The organism is Streptomyces sp. HNM0575, from assembly GCF_012726265.1.
In the GTDB taxonomy this organism is placed as follows: Bacteria; Actinomycetota; Actinomycetes; order Streptomycetales; family Streptomycetaceae; genus Streptomyces.
Window position 1 is genome coordinate 701,970 of sequence record NZ_JAASAG010000003.1, and the last position, 18,779, is coordinate 720,748.

The following is an 18,779-nucleotide window of genomic DNA, read 5'->3' on the forward strand; positions in this document are numbered from 1 at the left end:
TCACCAGAAGACCAGCCACTTGCGGAGCTGTACGACGATCTGGTTGAGCACGACGCCCATGGCCGCGAGGACGATGAGCGTCGCGAACACACCGGCCGTGTCGTAGTTGGTCTGTTGCTGTTGGAGGAGCACCCCGAGACCGTCCTGCGAGGAGACGAACTCGCCGAGGATCGCGCCGAGCAGCGCCAGCACGGTGGCGACCTCGAAGCCCGCCAGCACCGAGGGCAGCGCGGACGGCAGCAGCAGCTTCGTCCAGGTCTGACGGCGGGACGCGGAGAGCGAACGGAAGAGCTGCGCCCGGTCCCGGTCGACCGACATCACGCCGCTCATCGTGTTGACCAGCAGCGGGAAGAAGGTCAGCGTCGCCGCGACGAGCACCTTCGGCGTCGTACCGAACCCGAACCAGATCACGAAGAGCGGCGCGAGCGCGATCTTGGGCAGCGACTGGAACGCCACCAGATACGGGTAGAACGTGGCGCGGACGACCGAGGACTCACCGAGCAGCACGCCCGCGACGATCCCGGCGGCCGATCCGGCCAGCAGACCCAGCAGGGTCTCCTTCAGCGTCACGAGGCCGTTGTTCCAGAGCTGGTCCAGCAGCGAACCGGAGCCGAACTGCGCCAGGACCTTCGACAGCGGCGGCAGGACGAACTCGTTGACGCCCAGCAGCCCCGGCAGGAACTGCCACAGCGTGGCCACGACGACCAGCAGCAGCGCCGGCAGGCCCACGGCGTGCAGCGCGCGCCGTCCCGTCCCCGTCCCCGAACGGCGGGTCCCGCCACGGGACTTGGCCGCGGCGGTGGCCCCTTTCGCTGTCGCGCCCGTCGCCGTCGCCGTCGTGGTGTCCGGCCGCGGCCCGGGGTCCGGAACGGCCGCCGTGACCGGCCCGGCCTCCGCGCCCACGTCCCGGTCGCCCTGTTCAGAGAGCCGCATGGCTTCCCTCCCGGATGAAGTAGGAGCGGATCCGCCCGCATGTCGCCGCGAACTCGGGTGTCTGGACGATCGCGATATCGCGCTCGCGCGGCAGCGGCACGTCGATGACGTCGAGCGTCCGGCCCGGCCGTGGCGAGAGCACGACCACGCGCTGGGCGAGGAAGACGGCCTCGGGGATGTCGTGCGTGATGAGCAGGGTCGTCACACCGCTCGCCGACCAGATGCGCCGCATGTCGACGTTCATCTGCTCGCGGGTCATGGCGTCCAGCGCGCCGAACGGCTCGTCCAGCAGCAGCACGGCCGGATCCGCCATCAACGCCCGGCAGATCGCCACCCGTTGCTGCATGCCGCCGGACAGCTCGTGCGGCCTGCGGTCGGCGAAGCCGTCGAGGCCCGCCCACGCGAGGAGTTCGTGAGCGCGTGCCCGGTCGCGGTCGTCCACACGGTGGTCGATCTCGCGCGGCAGAAGGCAGTTGCCGAGGACGGTCTTCCACGGCAGCAGCGTGGGTGCCTGGAACATCATCGACACGTCCCGCCGGGGCTTGCGCAGCGGTTCGCCCCCGACGGAGACCTCGCCGCTCGTGGGCTCGGCGAGCCCGGCGAACGTACGCAGCAGCGTCGTCTTGCCGCAGCCGCTGGGCCCGACGACGGCGACGAACTCACCAGGCGCGACGTCGAGTGAGAAGTCCTCCAGCGCGATGACGGGTTCCTTGCCGCGGGCGCCGAAGACCTGGCTGACGTTCCTGGCCGTCAGCCCCAGCGGCGACGGCATCGAGAGCTGCGGAGAGCCGCTGCCGTCACCGCCGTCGCCGTGCTGCGGCTGCGGTACGGGACACGCGGCCGCCGGGGCCGCTGCTGTGGAGGCGGTAGGGGCGGCGGAGCCGGTAGAGGTGTCGGAGGCGGTGGCGGTGCGGTCAGTTCTGCGGAGCATGGCTTCCCTCCCTCACGAGCGGGCCGGGGTCGGGGAAGGTCCCGACGGGAACCGAGACGAGCGTGGGACGGTCGGCCGCGGCCGCGTCCTTGAGCATCCCGGTGAGCTGCTGCGGCGAGGCCGCCCTGGAGCTGTCGAGCCCGAAGATCCGGCCCAGGTCCGCGAAGTCCGGGTTGTGGAGGCGCGTGCCGAGCGTGCGGCCGTCGAACTGCTCGACCTGCGTGCGCAGCACGTTGCCGAACGCCCCGTCGTCGAAGACGACGAAGGTGACCGGCACGCGATGGGTGACGGCGGTCAGCAGCTCGGCCATGCCGTAGGCGAAGCCGCCGTCGCCGGAGACGGACACGACGCGGACGTCGGGACGGGCGACCTGCGCGCCGACGGCCGTGGGAATGCCGTAGCCCAACGTGCCCTGGTAGCCCGGCGACAGGAAGGTCCGCGGCGCGTACACGGGGAAGGCGACCCGGGACAGATAGCTTACCTGCGTGAGTTCGCCGACGAGCACGTCCTCGTCCGCCATCCCGTCCCGGAGGGCGCCGACCCAGTCGGCCAACTCGCCGATCCCGGCGATCTGTTCGCCGCACCGGGTCCGTACGGCGGCCACGTCATCCGGCGTCCACACCGAGTCGCACCGGCCCAACTCCGCGGTGAGCGCGTCGAGTCCGAGGCGCGCGTCACCGAGCAGGGCGACCGCGGGCTCGTGCGGTGATCCCAGGTCCGCGGGGTCGGCGTTCAGCAGGACCGTTTCCGCGCCGGGTGCCAGAGGGGTGCCGTCCATCCGTACGCCCCGGCTGCCGACGATCAGTACGACATCGGCCCGCGGCACGACCTCGCGGCCGCCGAGGCTGGTGAGCGTCCAGGGGTGACGGTCGGAGAGCGCGCCGCGGCCGTTGGAGGTGGTGACCACGGGAGCCCGCAGCTTCGCCGCCAGGGCACCGAGCGCCTCCGTCGCCCCGGCCGCGACCACGCCGCCGCCGCACAGCACGACCGGCCGCTCCGCCGAGGCCAGCAGCCGCGCGGCCTCCGCGACAGGGCCGGCGTCCGGCGCGACGCGTCGTACGTCTCCCGGTACGGGGAGCGGGAACGCCCCCGCCGGCTGCTTGAGAAGGTCCTCGGGGACGGACACCGCGACGGGCTGCGGGCGTTCGTCCCGGGCTGCGGCGAGACCGTCGCGGACCGCCGCCGCCAGCTCGTCCGCGTCCCGTACCGGCAGGACGCGCTTGGTGACCGAGCGCAGCACCTCCTCCTGGTCGCGGATCTCGTGCAGCAGGCCCAGCCCGCCGTCGATGGCCCAGGCGGGCAGGTTCGCCGCGAGGCACAGGACGGGGGAGGAGCAGGCGTACGCGGTGGCGAGACCGGTCATGGCGTTGAGCACGCCCGGCCCCGGTACGACGGCGAAGACGCCCGTGCCGCCGCCCGCGCGGGCGTAGCCGTCGGCCATGTGCGCCGCGCCCTGCTCGTGGCGGCACGAGAGGTAGCGCAGGCTTCCGGCGCGGCGGGCGAACGCGTCGACGGCGTAGTCGAGTTGGACTCCGGGCACCCCGAAGACGGTGGAGACGCCACCGGCGACGAGCTGGTCGGCGACCGCGTCGGCGCCGATGCCGGCGGTGGCCTCGGGGGCGGCGACGGCGGCCGGTCCGGTAGCGGGCGCGGAATCAGACATGGAGGGCCACCGCCTTGGTCTCGAGGAAGCCTTCGATACCTTCCAGCCCGCCCTCGCGGCCGAGGCCGCTGTTCTTCATGCCGCCGAACGGCAGCTCGGGGGCGAGCGGGAAGGGGTCGTTGACCCCGACGACGCCGAAGCGGAGCCGCTCGGCCATGCGCCACATCCGGGCGACGTCCGTGCCGTACAGATAGGCGGCGAGGCCGTATTCGGTCGCGTTGGCCTTGGTGAGCACGTCCTGCTCGTCGGTGAAGGAGAAGACGGGCAGCACCGGGCCGAATATCTCCTCCCGGGCCAGCAGGGCCGATTCGGCGACGCCGGTGAGCACGGTGGGCGCGAAGAACCAGCCGCGGCCGAGGGCGCCGTCCGTCAGCCGTCTGCCACCGGCCAGGGCGCGGGCGCCGTGCCGGAGCGCGTCGGCGACCTGCGCCTCGATCTTCCGCAGCGCCGGTTCGTCGATGAGCGGCCCGACGTCGACGCCCTCCTCGGTGCCCGGGCCCACGCGCAGTCCGGCGACCGCGTCGAGAAGCGCCGTGCAGAACCGGTCGTGGAGCGAGTCATGGACGTAGAGACGGTTGGTGGCGATGCAACTCTGGCCGCAGTTGCGGAACTTGGACGCGATCACACCCGCTACGGCAGCCTCCACGTCGGCGTCCTCCAGCACGATCGCCGGTGCGTGGCCGCCGAGTTCGAGGGCGACGCGCTTGAGCAGCCCGTCGCCGCGGCGCAGCAGCGTGAGCCCGACCTCGGTGGATCCGGTGAAGCTGAGCTTCGCGACCCTGGGATCCGCCAGCAGCGTGCGAACCAGCGGGTCGGGCCGTGTCGTCGTCAGCAGGTTGAGCACGCCCTCGGGGCAGCCGGCGGCCGCGAAGCGCTCCACCAGGGCGCGGGCGATGAGCGGCGTCTGTTCCGCCGGTTTCGCCACCGCCGTACAGCCCGCGGCCAGCGCGAGTGCGACCTTGCGCAGGAACATGCTCGCCGGGAAGTTCCAGGGGGAGACGGCCACGGTGATACCGACGGGCTGCTTGAGCACCATGCCGCGGCGGCCGCCGCCGAGGGAGACGAGCCGTCCGTCGGTGCGGCGGCCCTCCTCCGCCGCCCACTCGACGGCCGCGGCGCCGCTGAGCAGTTCGCCGCGTGCCTCGCCGAGGGGTTTGCCGCTCTCGCGGCACAGCAGCAGGGCGAGTTCGTCGCTGTCGGTACGGATGGCGGACGCTGCGGCGCGCAGGATCGCCGAGCGCCGCTCGGGCGCAAGGGCGCTCCACGCCTCCGCGGCCTCCGCCGCCGCGTCGACGGCGGCCCGCGCATCGTCCGTACCGGCGTCGTCGGCGACACCGACGGTCTCGCCCGTCGCGGGACTGCGCACCTCGTAGTGCTTCTCCGCGTGCCGCCAGTCCCCGGCGACCAGCAGGGTCGCCTCGCGCGCGCTCAACGTCCCGGCGCTCACCCCGACGTCTCCGCTTCCGTTCCGGTCTTCGTCTCCGTGCTGGTCGCCATGTCCGTCGACTCCTTCGCCCTGCGGTTGCGGTGCAGTTCCTCGACGGTGCCGTCGAGCATCGCTATGCGTGCCTCGCGTGCCTTCGCCGTGTGGTGCTGGGCCAGTTCGCCCGCTCGCTGCCCGTCCCCGGCCTCGATCGCCTGGAGGATCAGCTCGTGCTCCTCGATGGAGCCGGTCGCGCGGTCGGGCAGCGAGAACGTCGACCCCGGGTACCGGTGGTGGGTGTCGTGGGCCTTGCGCAGCATCTCCAGCAGGAACGCGTTGCGCGACGCCACGCAGACCGCGTCGTGGAACTGGAAGTTGAGCCGCGCCATCAGCGCGATGTCGCCGTCGTCCAGCGCCCACTTCATCTCCCGGTGCAGCCGCCGCAGCCTGATCATGTCCGTGGTGGAGGCGTTCTCGGCGGCCAGGCGGGCAGCGAGGCCGTTGAGCGCCTCCCGTACGGCGTAGACGTCGACGACCTCCTCCGGGCTGACGGTCGCGACCACGAGGCGGCGCCCGGCCGTCCGTTCCACGAAGCGCTCGGTCTCCAGCCGCAGCAGCGCCTCGCGGATGGGAGTACGGCTGATCCCCAGCGACTCGGCGATGGCCGGCTCTCCCAGATGCTCGCCCGGCTTGATCGTGCCCGCCGCGATGACGTCGCGAAGTGCCAGGTAGACGGCCTCACTTGCGTTCGCGCTGCTGCGGTGGGACTTCCAGAGCTCGGCAAGCGAGGACCCCGCGCCGGCGCGCTCGGCCTGCGGACCACTCTGTCCATTCGTCGGTGTAGCCAACGTCACATACCTCCTGTCGACGGGAATATACAGTTGTACGCACGGGGGTCAAGACGCTCGACAAAACCCGGTTCCGACCGTTCGGCCTGCGGTGACGGCCGAACGGCCAACTGGGCCGCGGGGCAGGGGAGATGGGGCGTCCGGACGCCGGAGGGAAAGCGCGGGGCCGTCTCTGTTCCGGAGGCGCAGCCGTTCGCTGTGTTCGGGGACTCCGGACCCGAGCCGGTCCCTCACGGCCGCCGCGGCCGTACGGGAGCCCTCCGTGCTACGGCGCCGGGAGCGGACCGGACGTCAGCGCTCCAGCTCCCGAAGCCCCTGGGGCGTCCAGGCAGTCCAGGGAGTCCAGGGAGAGCAATCAAGTCCAGATCAGCGGGCCGCAGTCCATCTCGATTCGCACTGTCCGTGAGAGCTGAGTGAGAGATGGTGAGACGATGAAGCCCCGGTTCGGTGTAGTTCACCGGCCGGGGTCTTGTCATATTTGCCAGCCCCGAGCAAGGTGAAAGGCCGGGACGCCACATCCCGGCCCTCCTGTGCACGACCCGCTTTCTCCGGCCCGATGGACACCGGAAACGGCCTGCTGTGCCCTCCGATTCTACGGACGTACGGGCACAACCCTCCGGCGCCGAGATCGGTCATGTCGTTGAGTAGCGGCAGCAGGCCGGTCGGACCATGGGGGCACGAATGGACGCGGGAACTTCCGCTGTACTCGCGGGCGCCATTGCCGCGTTAGCCGGACTAGGCGGCAACTACTTCGTATACCGGCAGACCAAGCGCCAGATGATCTCGGAGGCGCAGCTTCAGCTCCGGGAGCCACGGAAGCGCACGTATGGCGACTTCCTGTTGGCGAGTCGGGAGGCCATCAACGACCTGGCGAACCTCCGCGACGAGGAGACCCAGGAAGCCGACGGCGCAGCGATCGAGCACACCATTGACGAGCACCGCCACGCGCTTCAACGCGCTCTCGCGGCGGTGAGCTTGGAAGGCCCCGAGGTGGTCAGCAATGCCGCCAACAAGACGGTGAGCGCCTTCTACGATCTGCACCACCAAGCCTTCGCCTGGGAAAGAGGCGGTGGCGACAGCCACGACGACGGGCGCCCGGTCGGCTTTGGCAACCACTACACCCACGAGATCAGAGAGGCGCTGGACCACTACCTGAAGGAAGCGCGAAAGGCGCTGGCCACGTCCGCTGACAGGTAAGATCCCGGCGGTCCAGGACGAGGGAGCAAGGGACCGCCGGGGCCGGTCTCAGGGGTTGTGCTGCGGGTCCCAGACCATCCGCACGACCACGACGGCGCACAGCAGCCACCACACGAAGACCATGAGGCGCTGCTTCATCGCTTGCCCCCGGCCTCCGAGGTGAGCCAGGGCCAGGACTCCGGCATGGCCGCGATCTCCCGGGCGTGCGGGCGGCAGGCGTACACCTCGCCGGTGCGCGGTCCCGCGTCCGGGCCCTGCATGTTCCCGGCGTCGACCTGATGCACGAGCACGACGCCCCGGGCGTCACAGCGGATGCACTTCACGAGACCACCAACTCCGCCCATACGCGCTTCCCCCAGGGGAGAGGGTCAGTTCCCCACTTGTCGGCCAGCAGCTCCACCAGAGCCAGCCCACGGCCGCCCTCGTCATCCTCGTCGGCATCGCACCGGACGGGCTGCACGCGGGACTTGTCCACCACGGCGATCCGTACGGAAGCGGGGGCAGGCCGCGTGACGACTACGCGAATCGGGGCACTGCGGGCGTGCTGCACGGCGTTGGTCACCAACTCGGAGGCGACCAGCGCACCCTCGTCGGCCAGTTGCTCCAGTCGCCACGTGGCCAGGGCTGTGCGCACGAGCCGGCGAGCTGTTGCCACGCTCTCCGGGGTACGGGGAAGCGTCTCGCTGTATCCGGGGATTCCCGTCGGGCGTGCAGTGGCGGTCACGGTCATCACAGACCCTCGTCGGTGGGTAAGCGGTACCGGCCGCCTTGCTGGTCCACGACGGCCTGTGCACCACTCAACGACGGGTTGTGACGGACCGTGAGGAAAAGTCCGGGCCGTGTGCATCGCCGACGACCGGAAATTTCGGGGCTGTTGAGGCGTCGGAAGGGCGCTGCCTGGCTACCTTGACGGTGTGGAGGCGAACGAGGCACTGGCGAGCGCGCTGCGCGAAGCCGGGCTTACTCAAGCAGAGTTGGCCGAGGCCGTGAACGCCTACCTGCGCTCCCTCGGCCGTGAGGGCACGGTCAGTGACCGCACGGTGCGGCACTGGCTGACCGGAAAAACCCGCTGGCCTCACCCCCGGCAACGGGAGGCTCTTCAGGCAGTATTCGGCTGTCCCGTCGAAGACCTCGGCTTTGCCACTCCGGCGGCACGACGCACCACTTCCAGTAGCCCGGAGGATGATCCCGTGCGGCGACGCAACTTCATCACCGCCACCACCGGCGCGACGGCCGCCGCCGTGCCCTTGGTTGCCGCGCGCCCCCACGCCGTCGGCACCACAGATGTGCTCCGGCTACGCTCCGGCCTGGACGCCCTGACGGCCCTGGACGACACAAGAGGCGGCCATGAGGCTCTGGAGCGGGCGGCACTGTCCGGAGCGTCCCAGGCGCTCGACATGCAGACGCACGCAGCATCCCAGCGGGTCCGGCAGCGCCTGTTCGGGGTGGCCGCCGACTACACCGCCACGGCCGCCTGGAGCGCTCTGGATGGCCGTCTGCCGGAGCGCACGGAAGCCCACCTGAACCGCGCCCTCTACCTCGCGGGCATGGCCAAGGACCCCGCGATCGAGATGCGGGTGTGGAACTTCTTCGCGATGCTCGCCCACCAGCGCCACAACTACCGGCAGGCGGTCGACTCAGCGCACGCCGCCCAGGCCACGGCCATCACCCGCAGGGACCCGCTGCACGCCTCTCTGGCGCACGCACGGGCCGCCGTGTGCCACGCCCACACCGACGACCGGCAAGGCGCCCTGCGCTCCCTGGGGCACGCACGGGAGGCCCTGGACAAGGCCGACTTGAACGCCCCGCGCCCGCGCTGGCTCGACTTCTACGGCCCGGCCGAGCTGAATGCGCTCGCCTCTGTCACCCACGACCGCATAGGGCAACCCTCCGAGGCCGAAGCCGCCTCACACCGTGCCCTGTCCGCGATCCCCGAGCGCTTCCGCAGGAACCGCGCGCTGGCCACGGCGCAACTCGCCTTCGCCCAGCTCCACCAGCACGACACGGAGCAGGCGTGCGACACCGCCGGGCAGGTCTTCGCGCTGATGGACGGCGCCCCGATCCCGGGCCGCATGCGCTCCCTACTGGGGGACTTCCACCGTGACCTGATCACGACTGCACCGGACGCCCCGGGCACGCGAGAGTGGACGGAGCGACACCGAGACGAATGGAGCCGTACCCGATGACCGAGCTGCGCCACTTCGGGCACGACGACCTGCCGCAGATCCGGCAGGACATCATCAGCGTGCACGCCGACGCTTACGCAGACGCCATGGACGACGAGTTCAACCAGAAGTTCCCCTGGTTCGTGGACCACTGGGGCGGGCATCCGGCCTTCGCGTGCGTCGTCGCGTACGACGGTCACGAGCCGGTGGGTTTCGCCTACGGCGCCCCGGCGAAGGACGGCAGGGAGTGGTGGCGGGAGCACTTGGAGACGGTCCCGGAGAAGGCCCGTACGTTCCACTTCTCGGAGCTGGCCGTCCGTACGGCGCGGCGGGGCACCGGGCTGGCCGCGCGGCTGACACGGGAGCTGCTGAACAGCCGGGACGCCGACCTCTCCGCGCTCCTCGTGGACACCGAGCACCCCAAGGTTCAGGCCGTGTACGGGTCTTGGGGCTTCCGGCAGGTGGGAGAGCAGCAGCCGTTCCCCGACTCCCCGAAGTACGCCGTCATGCTGGCCGACCTGCCGCTTAGCTGACGGAGCGACATGGCAGCTCAGTACTCTGGTACTTCGCCGGCTCGCTGCTACGGCGCGGTGCAGAGGTGGGGGAGCAGTCCATGAGCTGGAGAGACATCGACTGGGGCAACGTGCCGACCGCGATAGCGGCGGTCTTCGCGGGCATGGCCGCATGGTTCGCCCGCCAGACACTCAGCAGCCAGCGGAAACAGATCAGCGAGCAGCAGAAGTTCATCAAGGCGCAAGGTGCAACCCCCGGTGCGCCGTACGTTGATGGGCGTCACAAAGCCCCCCGCATTCTCGTACCACGGGGCTTACGTGTGCCAGGTGGCTCTCTCGGTCAGCGGCTCGTCGTCGCTTCGTGGATCACGTCACCGATCGTGGCGCGGGCCTGGCCATCAAGGTATGCCTCGAACTCCTCGCCGCCCACGGGAAGCGTCACGGGGCCGGTCGACGCCAACGTGCCGGTCATCAGGCCACCGCTGCCAGCGGAACCACCGCCGCGCGCCGCTGTGTTGAGCATGCGCGAGGTCTCGGAGGCCGTGATGCCCCGGTCTCCGCCCGAGGACGCCACCAACTCCGGCCCGGCCTCGCCCACCATGCTCAGGCCCGGGGCATGATGCCGCCGAGCTTCTAGCCGCCGGGACGCGCCATGCGCGCGGCCCAGTCCGCGCCGTAGCGTGACCGCGCGTACCGCACGGCGGCGTAGATGTTGGCGTACGGGTCGTAGATCCCCGCCCCGGTACTTCCCGGCGTAGGCCGCGAAGGTGCTGGGGATGGTCTGGAGCAGGCCCCGGGACGCCTGGCCGCGCATCGCGTTGATGTCCCACTTGTTGATCGCGCGCGGGTTGTCCTCGGACGGCTACGTGCTCGTGGACGAGTTGGGCGCCCGTGGAAGACGGACATGCTCCGGCGCGAAGCGCACAAGCTGATGGAGGCGACGGGCGTGCGGAAGGTCCGTCTCTACGGCGCCGGGCACGCCTGCCTGTCGTAGATGGCGAACAACGGCGTCCCCGACACGGTGGTCTCCGCGTGGGCCGGACACAGCGACCTCGGGTGAACCAAGCGGATCTACGTCCACCCCGATCCGCAGAGCCTCAAGGCGGGTTCGGACAACCTCGGGGAACTGCTCGGCTGAGCATGATCCAAAGGGTCCTGTGAGAAATGTGAGGGATCAGCCCCGAGCACGAAGAAGAGGCACCCCGTAGGATGCCTCTCATCTGCTATTTCTCTGTCGGGACGGCGGGATTTGAACCCACGACCCCTTGACCCCCAGTCAAGTGCGCTACCAAACTGCGCCACGTCCCGGTGCCCGATGCGGCTCGTGGACTCTGCCCCTGCCGCTCGCGCACGAAGAACAATACATGACGTGCGCAGGTGCTCGCGCACCCCTTCATGTGGGCGGTACGGAGGCGGTCCCGGGCCCGTGGCCTGGGTTTGGAGCAGGGGGCGGAGGGAACTGCGGGCAGGGTTCGCGAAGGTTCCCGAGGCAGGTCTGGAGTGCCAGCTGTGAGCCGGTCCCGCATAGTCATAGTCGGAGCTGGATTCGCCGGATACAGGGCAGCGAGGACACTCTCACGCAGGTTCCGCGGGGCAGCGGAGATCGTTCTCGTCAATCCGAACGACTACTTCCTCTATCTGCCCCTGCTCCCCGAGGTCTCCGCCGGAGTCCTGGAACCTCGCCGGGTCTCGGTGTCCCTGACGGGCACGTTGCGCGGCGTGCGGCTCGTGCTCGGCGAGGTGGACGGAGTCGATCTCGCGGCGAGGAAGATCACCTACGAGGACCCGGAGGGCGAGCGGGGCGAGCTGCGCTACGACCGGCTCGTACTGACCGTGGGCAGCGTGAACAAGCTGTTGCCGATCCCCGGTGTCGCCGAGTACGCGCACGGCTTCCGCGGCATGCCGGAGGCGCTGTATCTGCGCGATCACATCACGCGGCAGGTCGAGCTGGCGGCATCGAGCGAGGACCCCGCCGAGAGCGATGCGCGCTGCACGTTCGTGGTCGTCGGCGCCGGTTACACCGGCACTGAAGTCGCCGCGCACGGAAAGCTGTTCACGGATTCGCTGGCCAAGCAGCACCGCAAGGCCGGCAACGGACTGCGCGGCGACCGGCTGCCCCGCTGGATGCTGCTGGACATCGCGCCGCGCGTGCTGCCCGAGCTGGACGAACGCCTTTCGCGCACCGCGCACCGGGTGCTGGCGGGACGCGGCGTGGAAGTGCGTACGGGCATGTCCGTGAAGGAGGCCACGGAGGACGGAGTCCTCCTCGACGACGGGGAGTTCGTCAATACGCGGTCCCTGATCTGGTGCGTCGGCGTACGGCCCGATCCGCTGGTGGAGGAGACCGGGCTGCCCTCGGAGAAGGGCCGCTTGTGCGTCGACGAGTATCTCCAGGTGCCGGGACATCCCGAGGTGTACGCCTGCGGAGACGCGGCGGCCGTGCCGGATCTGACGCAGCCGGGCAAGTACACGCCCATGACCGGGCAGCACGCGGTGCGGCAGGGCAAGGTGGTGGCGCAGAATCTGGCCGCTTCGTACGGGTACGGCGAGCGACGGCCGTACAAGCACCACGACTTGGGCTTCACCGTCGACCTCGGGGGAGTGCAGGCGGCGGCGAATCCGCTGGGGGTGCCGCTGTCCGGGCCGCTGGCCAACGCCGTGATGCGCGCCTACCACTTGGCGGCGCTGCCGGGGAACCGTGTGCGCGTGGCCGCCGACTGGCTGATGGACGCGGTGCTGCCGCGGCAGGCCGTACAGCTGGGGCTCGTACGGTCCTGGTCCGTGCCGCTGGAGTCGTCTTCGCCGGAGACGGCGCATACGCCGGGGCAGTTGAGGCGTGGCTCCGGGCAGGGCGATGCCGGGCCGGCCGGTGACGCGAGCGGCGGGGGTGGCGGCGGCACCGGTGAGAAGAACGCTGGGAGGAGCGGGGAGAAGCCCTCGCGGGGGTGACGCGAGTATGCACAACTCGCGCTTCATCCACAGAAAGTAGCGGTGCAGAACCCTCCGTGACGACATCGGGCTAGCTTGTCCTTCGAGGCCCGGCGAGAGGCGCCGGGCCTGCCAGGACGGTGCGCAGAGGGTGCGCGGAGGAGGAGCCCATGCACGGGGGACTGCCGTTGATCGGCGTGAGCGTGCTCGTGTACGGAGTGGTCGGAGCCGTCGCGATAGCGCGTAAGGCCTTGCGCCGGTGCAGGCGGGCGCGGCCCGCGGCCCGATCGGCGAGGGGAGCGGGTCCGGCGGCCGGCACCGTGGCCGAGCGGGGGGTGGGCGCATGGCACGCGGCGTCGCAGTGATCATCCCGGCGCACGACGAGGAGGCCGGACTGCCCGCCACCCTGGAATCGGTGCTCGGGCAGACGGTCCCGCCGGAGCAGGTGATCGTCGTGGACGACGCCTCCGGCGACCGCACGGGCGAGGTGGCGCGCGGCTACGGCGTGACGGTGCTGCGCCCGCCGCGGAATCTGGGCAGCAAGGCCCGCGCGCAGAACTACGCGCTGCCGCACTGCTCGACGGAGCTGGTGCTGGCGGTCGACGCCGACACGGTGCTCGCGCGGGACTACATCGAGCGGATGCTGCCTGCCTTCGACGATCCGGAGGTCGTCGTGGCGGCGGGCAATGTGCAGACGCGCTTCGCGCGGACGGTCTGGGAGCGCGGGCGTTCGGTGGAGTACCTCTTCGGTTTCCACTGGCACCGGCCGATCCAGCAGCTCGCCGACAGCCCGATGGTGTGCTCGGGCTGTTGCTCGGTCTTCCGCCGACAAGTGCTCGCGGACTTCGGGGGCTTCCCCGAGCGGACCATCGTGGAGGACATGGACTTCACATGGTCACAGCAGATCGCGGGGCGACGGGCGCGCTACGTCGGCGACGCGGTCGCCTGGGCGGCCGACCCCGAGACGCTGCTCTACCTGCGCAAGCAGGTATGGCGGTGGATGGCCGGGTTCTGTCAGAACGTACGCCTGCACACAGGGCAGTTGGTGCGCAGGAAACCGATGCTCGCCGTGTGGGTGCTGCTGGCGATACTGGAGATCATCACCGCGCCGCTGTGGTGGACGGCGCCGTTCATCCTCACCCTGGGCCTGGGACGTCCCGCGGTGCCCACCGCCCTGTGGTGGGTGGGCGCGGAGCTGGTGTTCACCCTGCCACCGCTGATCTATGCGGCGCGCAGACGCCGACTGCCGCTGATGAGCGTGCTGTTGAACATTCCCTGCATCTATCCGGCGAAGATCGTCAACCTCTTCTACGCCTGGAAGGCCGTCGCCGTCGAGCTGGTGCTCGTGCCGCTGCGGCTGTCACGTGGGCTGACCGTCTACGAGAAGGGGAGAGGCCCGGTGGCCGCCTGAAGTCCGCGTGCCCAGGGGAGTGGACGACGGCGCGGCCACGGGGGCGGACGATCCCGTGGCATGGCCGGCGGACGGTACGGCGGGGGATCCGGCGGACGAGGCGCGGGCGTTCAGTCGCTGAGCGCAAGTCCCGCGTAGTTCTCGGCGAGTTCGGTGGCGGCTGCCCGGGAGGAGGCGATGCGGTCCAGCTGGGAGAGCTGAAGGCGGGTGTCGAACGGTGACTGGTCGGGGGAGGTGTGCAGCGTGGTGGTCATGAAGTAGGAGAAGTGCTCGGCGCGCCATACCCGTCGAAGACGGTCCTCGGAATAGCTGTCGAGGCCGCTGGTGTCGCCCGTCGTGTGATGGCGGATGAGCGCACGGGCCAGGACCGCGACGTCGGCGACCGCGAGATTGAGGCCTTTGGCCCCGGTCGGCGGCACGATGTGGGCGGCGTCTCCGGCGAGGAACAGGCGGCCGTGGCGCATGGGTTCGGTGACGCTACTGCGCATGGGCAGCACCGCCTTGGACGTGATGGGGCCGCGGTTGAGCCGCCAGCCGGGGTCGGCGCTGAGGGCGAACCGGGCGTCGAGTTCGTCCCAGATGCGCTCGTCGGGCCAGTCGGCGGGGTCGGTTCCGTTCGGCACCTGGAGATAGAGGCGGCTGACGGAGGACGAACGCATGCTGTGCAGGGCGAAACCGCGCGACGAGTGCGCGTAGATCAACTCCGCGCAGGAGGGAGGTGCGTCGGCCAGGATGCCGAGCCACGAGAAGGGATATTCGCGCTCGTAGGTGCGGGCGACGGAATCGGGCAGTGCGGTGCGCGCGATGCCGTGGAAACCGTCGCACCCCACGACGAAGTCGCAGTGCAGCGTCCGTTCACGGCCCTCGTAGGTGTAGTGCAGCGCCGGCCCCTCCGGGCCCGGCGTGAGACCGGTGACGGAGGTGACCTCGGCGCCGAAGATCAGGGGCGCGCCGTCGGAGAGTTCCGAGAGCTGAAGGGAGATGAGGTCTTTGACGATCTCTGTCTGGGCGTAGATGGTCACCCGGCGGCCGTTGGCCAGGGTGGGGAAGTCGATGTGCTGCGACCGTCCGTCGAAGCGCAGCTCGATACCGTCGTGCACCAGGCCCTCACGGTCCATGCGGGCTCCGGCGCCGCATTCGCGCAGCACGTCCACGGTCGTCTGCTCCAGCATGCCCGCCCGCTGCCGTTGCTCCGCGTACTCGCGGTCACGGGATTCGAGTACGACGCTCGGGATGCCCGCGCGGTGCAGCAGCCGGGAGAGCAAGAGCCCGGCCGGGCCGCCGCCGATGATGCCGACGGTGGTCTCCTCGGGGACGCCGGCGGCGGCAGGACGCTCATCGGGTCGCCGGGCGGGCGGCCGGCTCGTGGCACCGTCCGTCATCGCGAGCCTCCGCACAGTCGGCGCGGAGTCGTGGACCGTGTTTCAGCTGTGGCGCACATGCGGTGATCGTCTCAACGGCACGGCCTTCTGGCCAGGCCTTACGGAACGCTGACATGTGGGTCGGTTCGCTCCCCGGGGGATTTCACAGCCCTAACGTGGCCTCATGCGCGTACTGGTGACAGGTGGTTCGGGGTTCATCGGGTCTCACATCGTGACCGTGCTGGAGGCGGCGGGGCATGAGCCCGCGGTGTTCGACACGGCCGCGGCTGACAGCGGGAAGCGAGGTGATGTACGGGATCCGGAGGCCGTGGCGGAGGCTCTGCGGGGGGTGGACGCCGTCTGCCACCAGTCCGCGATGGTGGGGCTGGGCAAGGGGTTCGCGGATGCGTCCGCGTACGTTGGCAACAACGACCTCGGCACCGCCGTGCTGTTGGAGCAGATGGCCACAGCCGGGGTGCACCGGCTGGTCCTTGCGGGCTCGATGGTGGTGTACGGGGAGGGGCGGTACAGCTGTCCGGTCCACGGGGTGGTGCGGCCCGGCCCCAGGGGCGTGCCGGATCTCGACAGCGGCCGCTTCGAGCCGGCCTGCCCGTTGTGCGGTGCTGCGCTCGACCCCGAACTGGTCGGGGAGGACGCGCCTGCCGACCCGCGCAACGTCTACGCCACGACGAAGCTGGCGCAGGAGCATCTGTCGGCGGCGTGGGCGCGTGCCACGGGCGGGCGGGCCGTCAGCCTGCGCTACCACAACGTCTACGGGGACGGGATGCCGCGCGACACCCCCTACGCGGGAGTGGCCTCGTTCTTCCGCTCGGCACTGGAGCGGGGCGAGGCGCCGCGCGTGTACGAGGACGGTGCGCAGCGGCGGGACTTCGTCCACGTCGACGACGTGGCCGCGGCCAATGTGGTCGCGCTGGAGGCCCTGGACGACCTGTCCGGCGGGGGATTCCGCGCGTACAACACGGGGAGCGGAGAGCCCCGGACCGTGGGCGAGATGGCGCATGAGCTGGCGGCGGCGTTCGGCGGACCCGACCCCGTGGTGACGGGGGAGTACCGCCTGGGCGACGTACGGCACATCACCGCGTCCTCGGAGCGTTTCCGCCGTGAGCTGGGTTGGAGCGCGCGGGTGACGTTCGCGGAGGGGATGGCGCGGTTCGCGAAGGACGAGCTGGCACCCGTCGCGGCCGCGCCCTCAACGACAGCCTCCTGAACGGCAGTTCACGCGTCACCGAGGGGCGGCTCCTCGGCGTTCATGGCTCCGTTGTGCGCCTGGCTCGCCCCCTGCCCGCAGGTGGCGCGTCAGTAAGCGGCCGGTAGCGTCACCTCGAAGCGGCAGCCGCCGGGCACGTTCCGTACGGCGGCCCGGCCCTTGTGGGCCTCGACGATTCCCCGCACGATCGCCAGGCCGAGCCCGGCGCCGCCGGGAGGCGTGCGGGCGTCGGTGCCGCGCCAGCCAGTGTCGAAGACCCGTGGAAGATCGTCCGCCGGGATGCCGCCGCAGCCGTCGGTGACCGACAGCACCACCGCGTCCTCTTGCAGCCGGGCGCCGACGGCGACGGTGCCGTCGGCGGGGGTGCGGTGTATCGCGTTGACGAGGAGGTTGGCCAGGACGCGGGACATCTCCTTCCCGTCCACCTCCACGGGCACCTGCTCGACACCGTCGTCCGCGAGCCGTACGCCCAGTTCGCACGCGAGGGCGTAGGCCCCGGCGATGGCGTCGCTGACGAGGTCGTACGCCGAGATGCGGGTGCGGGAGAGGGCGAGGGAACCGGCCTGGATACGGGAGAGTTCGAAGAGATCGCCGACCATGCCGGAGAGCCGTTCGACCTCACCGCGTATCTGACGGTGGTAGCGGGCCGGATCGTCGGCGATTCCGTCTTCGAGCGCTTCGGCCATCGCACGCAGTCCCGCCAAGGGGGAGCGCAGGTCGTGCGAGATCCACGCCACCAGCTCGCGGCGCGAGGCCTCCAGGGCGCGCTCACGTTCGCGGGAGGCGGCGAGCCTGGCGCTGGTGTCCGCCAACTGACGGGAGAGCGAGGCCAGTTCCGCGGGCATGGGGGTCGCGGGCTGCACGAACCCGCCGTGCGTGCGTACTTCCCAGGGTGCTGTCCCGTTCGCGCTGCCGACGGCACCGACGGCGCCAATGGTGGCAACGCTGCCTGCGGCTCCGGCGGTTCCCGTGACGCTTCCCGCGGCGCCCCCTACGGCGGCCCCGCCGTCCGTCTCGCCGAACTCACGCGCCGCCTGTTCCAGCGCCCGATGACCGTCGATCACCCAGCGCCCGAGGAACAGCGCCGTGGCCGTCGCGGTGACGCCCGCCATCACGCACACGGTCGTCACGACGGCCAGGTCGTGCTTGTTGAGCAGCATCGCCCACGCCACCGACAGCGTTCCGGCCAGTACGGACCCCACGGCCACGGCCGTGAGCACCGTGAGCGACGCGGCGACCGACCGGCGCCGCAGCGCCCGCAGCGCCAGCAGTCCGGCAAGCCCGACGGCCGCGGCTCCGAGTGCCGCGTAGAGCGCGATGAAGAGCAGATCACGCATCACGGCCACCGCCGCCGAGACCGCCGCCGAAACCGTCGTCGAATCCACCACCGGCCACACCACCGACCCGGCCAGTGGCACTACCGGCACCCGCACCCGCACCGGCGTCTCCGCCGCCACCGCCCCCGGCGTTCGCCGCCCCGTCGTCGAAGCGGTAACCGACGCCCCACACCGTCGTGATCAGCTGCGGGTGTGCGGGATCGGACTCGACCTTGTGCCGTAGGCGCCGTACGTGCACGGTCACCGTCGACAGGTCGCCGAAGTCCCAGCCCCATACGTCCGCCATGAGCTGCTCCCGGCTGAAGGCGCGGCCGGGGTGGCGCAGGAAGTGCGCGAGCAGATCGAATTCGCGCAGTGTCAGCGCCAGCGGTCCACGTCGGTCGGAGACGGTACGGGCGGCGGGGTCGAGCGTGATGCCGCCGCCGGTCAGGAGCGGACCCTCGGGCGGCGGCGCCCCGGCGCGACGGAGTACGGACTCGACGCGGAGCACCAGTTCACGCGGGGAGAACGGCTTGGTGACGTAGTCGTCGGCGCCGACCTCCAGGCCGAGGATGCGGTCCTCCTCGTCGCCGCGCGCCGTCAGCATCACCACGGGCACCGGACCGTGCTCGCGCAGCTTCCTGCACACCTGGAGGCCGTCGAGGCCGGGGAGCATCAGGTCCAGCACGACGAGGTCCGGGGGTGCGGCCTGTGCGCGCGACAGGGCGGCTATGCCGTCCCCGGCCCGGTCGACGACGAATCCGGACCGGTCGAGATAGCCGGCCACGACTTCCATGACCGTCGGATCGTCGTCCACCACCAGCACCCGGCGGGCCGCCGCCGGAGGCTGCGTTCGCATTCCT

17 protein-coding genes and 1 tRNA gene are annotated in these 18,779 nt (G+C 70.9%); 6 read left to right on the forward strand and 12 right to left on the reverse strand.

The window, feature by feature from the left end:
- From HCC61_RS11025 to HCC61_RS11045, 5 genes are read right to left on the reverse strand one after another with little or no spacing between them, the layout of a single operon-like run.
- Complete coding sequence (locus tag HCC61_RS11025) at positions 1-933, reverse strand: ABC transporter permease (protein WP_169135099.1); 933 nt, start codon at positions 931-933, stop codon at positions 1-3.
- Complete coding sequence (locus tag HCC61_RS11030) at positions 920-1,864, reverse strand: ABC transporter ATP-binding protein (protein ID WP_240968777.1); 945 nt, start codon at positions 1,862-1,864, stop codon at positions 920-922. The genes HCC61_RS11025 and HCC61_RS11030 overlap by 14 nt, the downstream gene beginning before the upstream one ends.
- Complete coding sequence (locus HCC61_RS11035) at positions 1,848-3,527, reverse strand: thiamine pyrophosphate-dependent enzyme (protein ID WP_169135100.1); 1,680 nt, start codon at positions 3,525-3,527, stop codon at positions 1,848-1,850. The genes HCC61_RS11030 and HCC61_RS11035 overlap by 17 nt, the downstream gene beginning before the upstream one ends.
- Positions 3,520-4,974, reverse strand: coding sequence for an aldehyde dehydrogenase family protein (locus HCC61_RS11040; RefSeq protein ID WP_346777134.1), 1,455 nt, complete (start codon positions 4,972-4,974; stop codon positions 3,520-3,522). The genes HCC61_RS11035 and HCC61_RS11040 overlap by 8 nt, the downstream gene beginning before the upstream one ends.
- Positions 4,971-5,798, reverse strand: a complete 828-nt coding sequence (locus HCC61_RS11045; protein ID WP_169135101.1) for a GntR family transcriptional regulator — start codon at positions 5,796-5,798, stop codon at positions 4,971-4,973. Before HCC61_RS11045 ends, HCC61_RS11040 begins: the two co-directional genes overlap by 4 nt.
- Positions 5,799-6,479: 681 nt before the next feature.
- On the opposite strand from HCC61_RS11045, the gene HCC61_RS11050 reads away from it, so the two are divergent.
- Positions 6,480-6,995, forward strand: a complete 516-nt coding sequence (locus HCC61_RS11050; RefSeq protein ID WP_169135102.1) for a hypothetical protein — start codon at positions 6,480-6,482, stop codon at positions 6,993-6,995.
- 134 nt (positions 6,996-7,129) lie between these two features.
- On the opposite strand, the gene HCC61_RS11055 is transcribed toward HCC61_RS11050, so the two are convergent.
- Both HCC61_RS11055 and HCC61_RS11060 read right to left on the reverse strand, forming a co-directional pair.
- On the reverse strand, positions 7,130-7,339 hold the full coding sequence (locus HCC61_RS11055; RefSeq protein ID WP_169135103.1) for a hypothetical protein: 210 nt from the start codon (positions 7,337-7,339) through the stop codon (positions 7,130-7,132).
- On the reverse strand, positions 7,315-7,725 hold the full coding sequence (locus tag HCC61_RS11060; RefSeq protein ID WP_169135104.1) for an ATP-binding protein: 411 nt from the start codon (positions 7,723-7,725) through the stop codon (positions 7,315-7,317). Before HCC61_RS11060 ends, HCC61_RS11055 begins: the two co-directional genes overlap by 25 nt.
- A gap of 184 nt (positions 7,726-7,909) precedes the next feature.
- Between HCC61_RS11060 and HCC61_RS11065 the strand changes: the two genes are divergently transcribed.
- Both HCC61_RS11065 and HCC61_RS11070 read left to right on the forward strand, forming a co-directional pair.
- A complete protein-coding gene (locus tag HCC61_RS11065; protein ID WP_169135105.1) occupies positions 7,910-9,181 on the forward strand; it encodes a helix-turn-helix transcriptional regulator in 1,272 nt (423 codons plus the stop codon).
- Positions 9,178-9,693, forward strand: a complete 516-nt coding sequence (locus HCC61_RS11070) for a GNAT family N-acetyltransferase (RefSeq protein WP_169135106.1) — start codon at positions 9,178-9,180, stop codon at positions 9,691-9,693. Before HCC61_RS11065 ends, HCC61_RS11070 begins: the two co-directional genes overlap by 4 nt.
- A 319-nt stretch (positions 9,694-10,012) precedes the next feature.
- Here the strand turns inward: HCC61_RS11070 and HCC61_RS11075 are convergent, their stop codons facing one another.
- Both HCC61_RS11075 and HCC61_RS11080 read right to left on the reverse strand, forming a co-directional pair.
- The gene (locus HCC61_RS11075; protein ID WP_169135107.1) at positions 10,013-10,273 is read right to left on the reverse strand and encodes a hypothetical protein; all 261 of its coding nucleotides are present in this window, start codon (positions 10,271-10,273) and stop codon (positions 10,013-10,015) included.
- Positions 10,274-10,906: 633 nt separating this feature from the next.
- Positions 10,907-10,980: transfer RNA gene (locus HCC61_RS11080), tRNA-Pro, on the reverse strand.
- A 201-nt stretch (positions 10,981-11,181) separates the two neighbouring features.
- On the opposite strand from HCC61_RS11080, the gene HCC61_RS11085 reads away from it, so the two are divergent.
- Both HCC61_RS11085 and HCC61_RS11090 read left to right on the forward strand, forming a co-directional pair.
- On the forward strand, positions 11,182-12,621 hold the full coding sequence (locus HCC61_RS11085; protein ID WP_169135108.1) for an NAD(P)/FAD-dependent oxidoreductase: 1,440 nt from the start codon (positions 11,182-11,184) through the stop codon (positions 12,619-12,621).
- Between the two features lie 322 nt (positions 12,622-12,943).
- Positions 12,944-14,011 carry a glycosyltransferase family 2 protein gene (locus HCC61_RS11090; protein WP_169135109.1) on the forward strand — a complete coding sequence of 356 codons (1,068 nt, stop codon included), beginning with the start codon at positions 12,944-12,946 and terminating at the stop codon, positions 14,009-14,011.
- Positions 14,012-14,121: 110 nt separating this feature from the next.
- Here HCC61_RS11090 and HCC61_RS11095 read toward each other — a convergent pair whose 3' ends face one another.
- Entirely contained in the window at positions 14,122-15,393 is a 1,272-nt protein-coding gene (locus HCC61_RS11095; RefSeq protein ID WP_169135110.1) for a 4-hydroxybenzoate 3-monooxygenase, read from the reverse strand.
- A gap of 163 nt (positions 15,394-15,556) precedes the next feature.
- On the opposite strand from HCC61_RS11095, the gene HCC61_RS11100 reads away from it, so the two are divergent.
- On the forward strand, positions 15,557-16,600 hold the full coding sequence (locus HCC61_RS11100; RefSeq protein WP_169135111.1) for an NAD-dependent epimerase/dehydratase family protein: 1,044 nt from the start codon (positions 15,557-15,559) through the stop codon (positions 16,598-16,600).
- Positions 16,601-16,689: 89 nt separating this feature from the next.
- On the opposite strand, the gene HCC61_RS11105 is transcribed toward HCC61_RS11100, so the two are convergent.
- Both HCC61_RS11105 and HCC61_RS11110 read right to left on the reverse strand, forming a co-directional pair.
- On the reverse strand, positions 16,690-17,937 hold the full coding sequence (locus tag HCC61_RS11105) for a HAMP domain-containing sensor histidine kinase (RefSeq protein ID WP_169135277.1): 1,248 nt from the start codon (positions 17,935-17,937) through the stop codon (positions 16,690-16,692).
- On the reverse strand, positions 17,930-18,775 hold the full coding sequence (locus tag HCC61_RS11110; protein WP_346777141.1) for a response regulator transcription factor: 846 nt from the start codon (positions 18,773-18,775) through the stop codon (positions 17,930-17,932). The genes HCC61_RS11105 and HCC61_RS11110 overlap by 8 nt, the downstream gene beginning before the upstream one ends.
- Positions 18,776-18,779 lie beyond the last annotated feature (4 nt).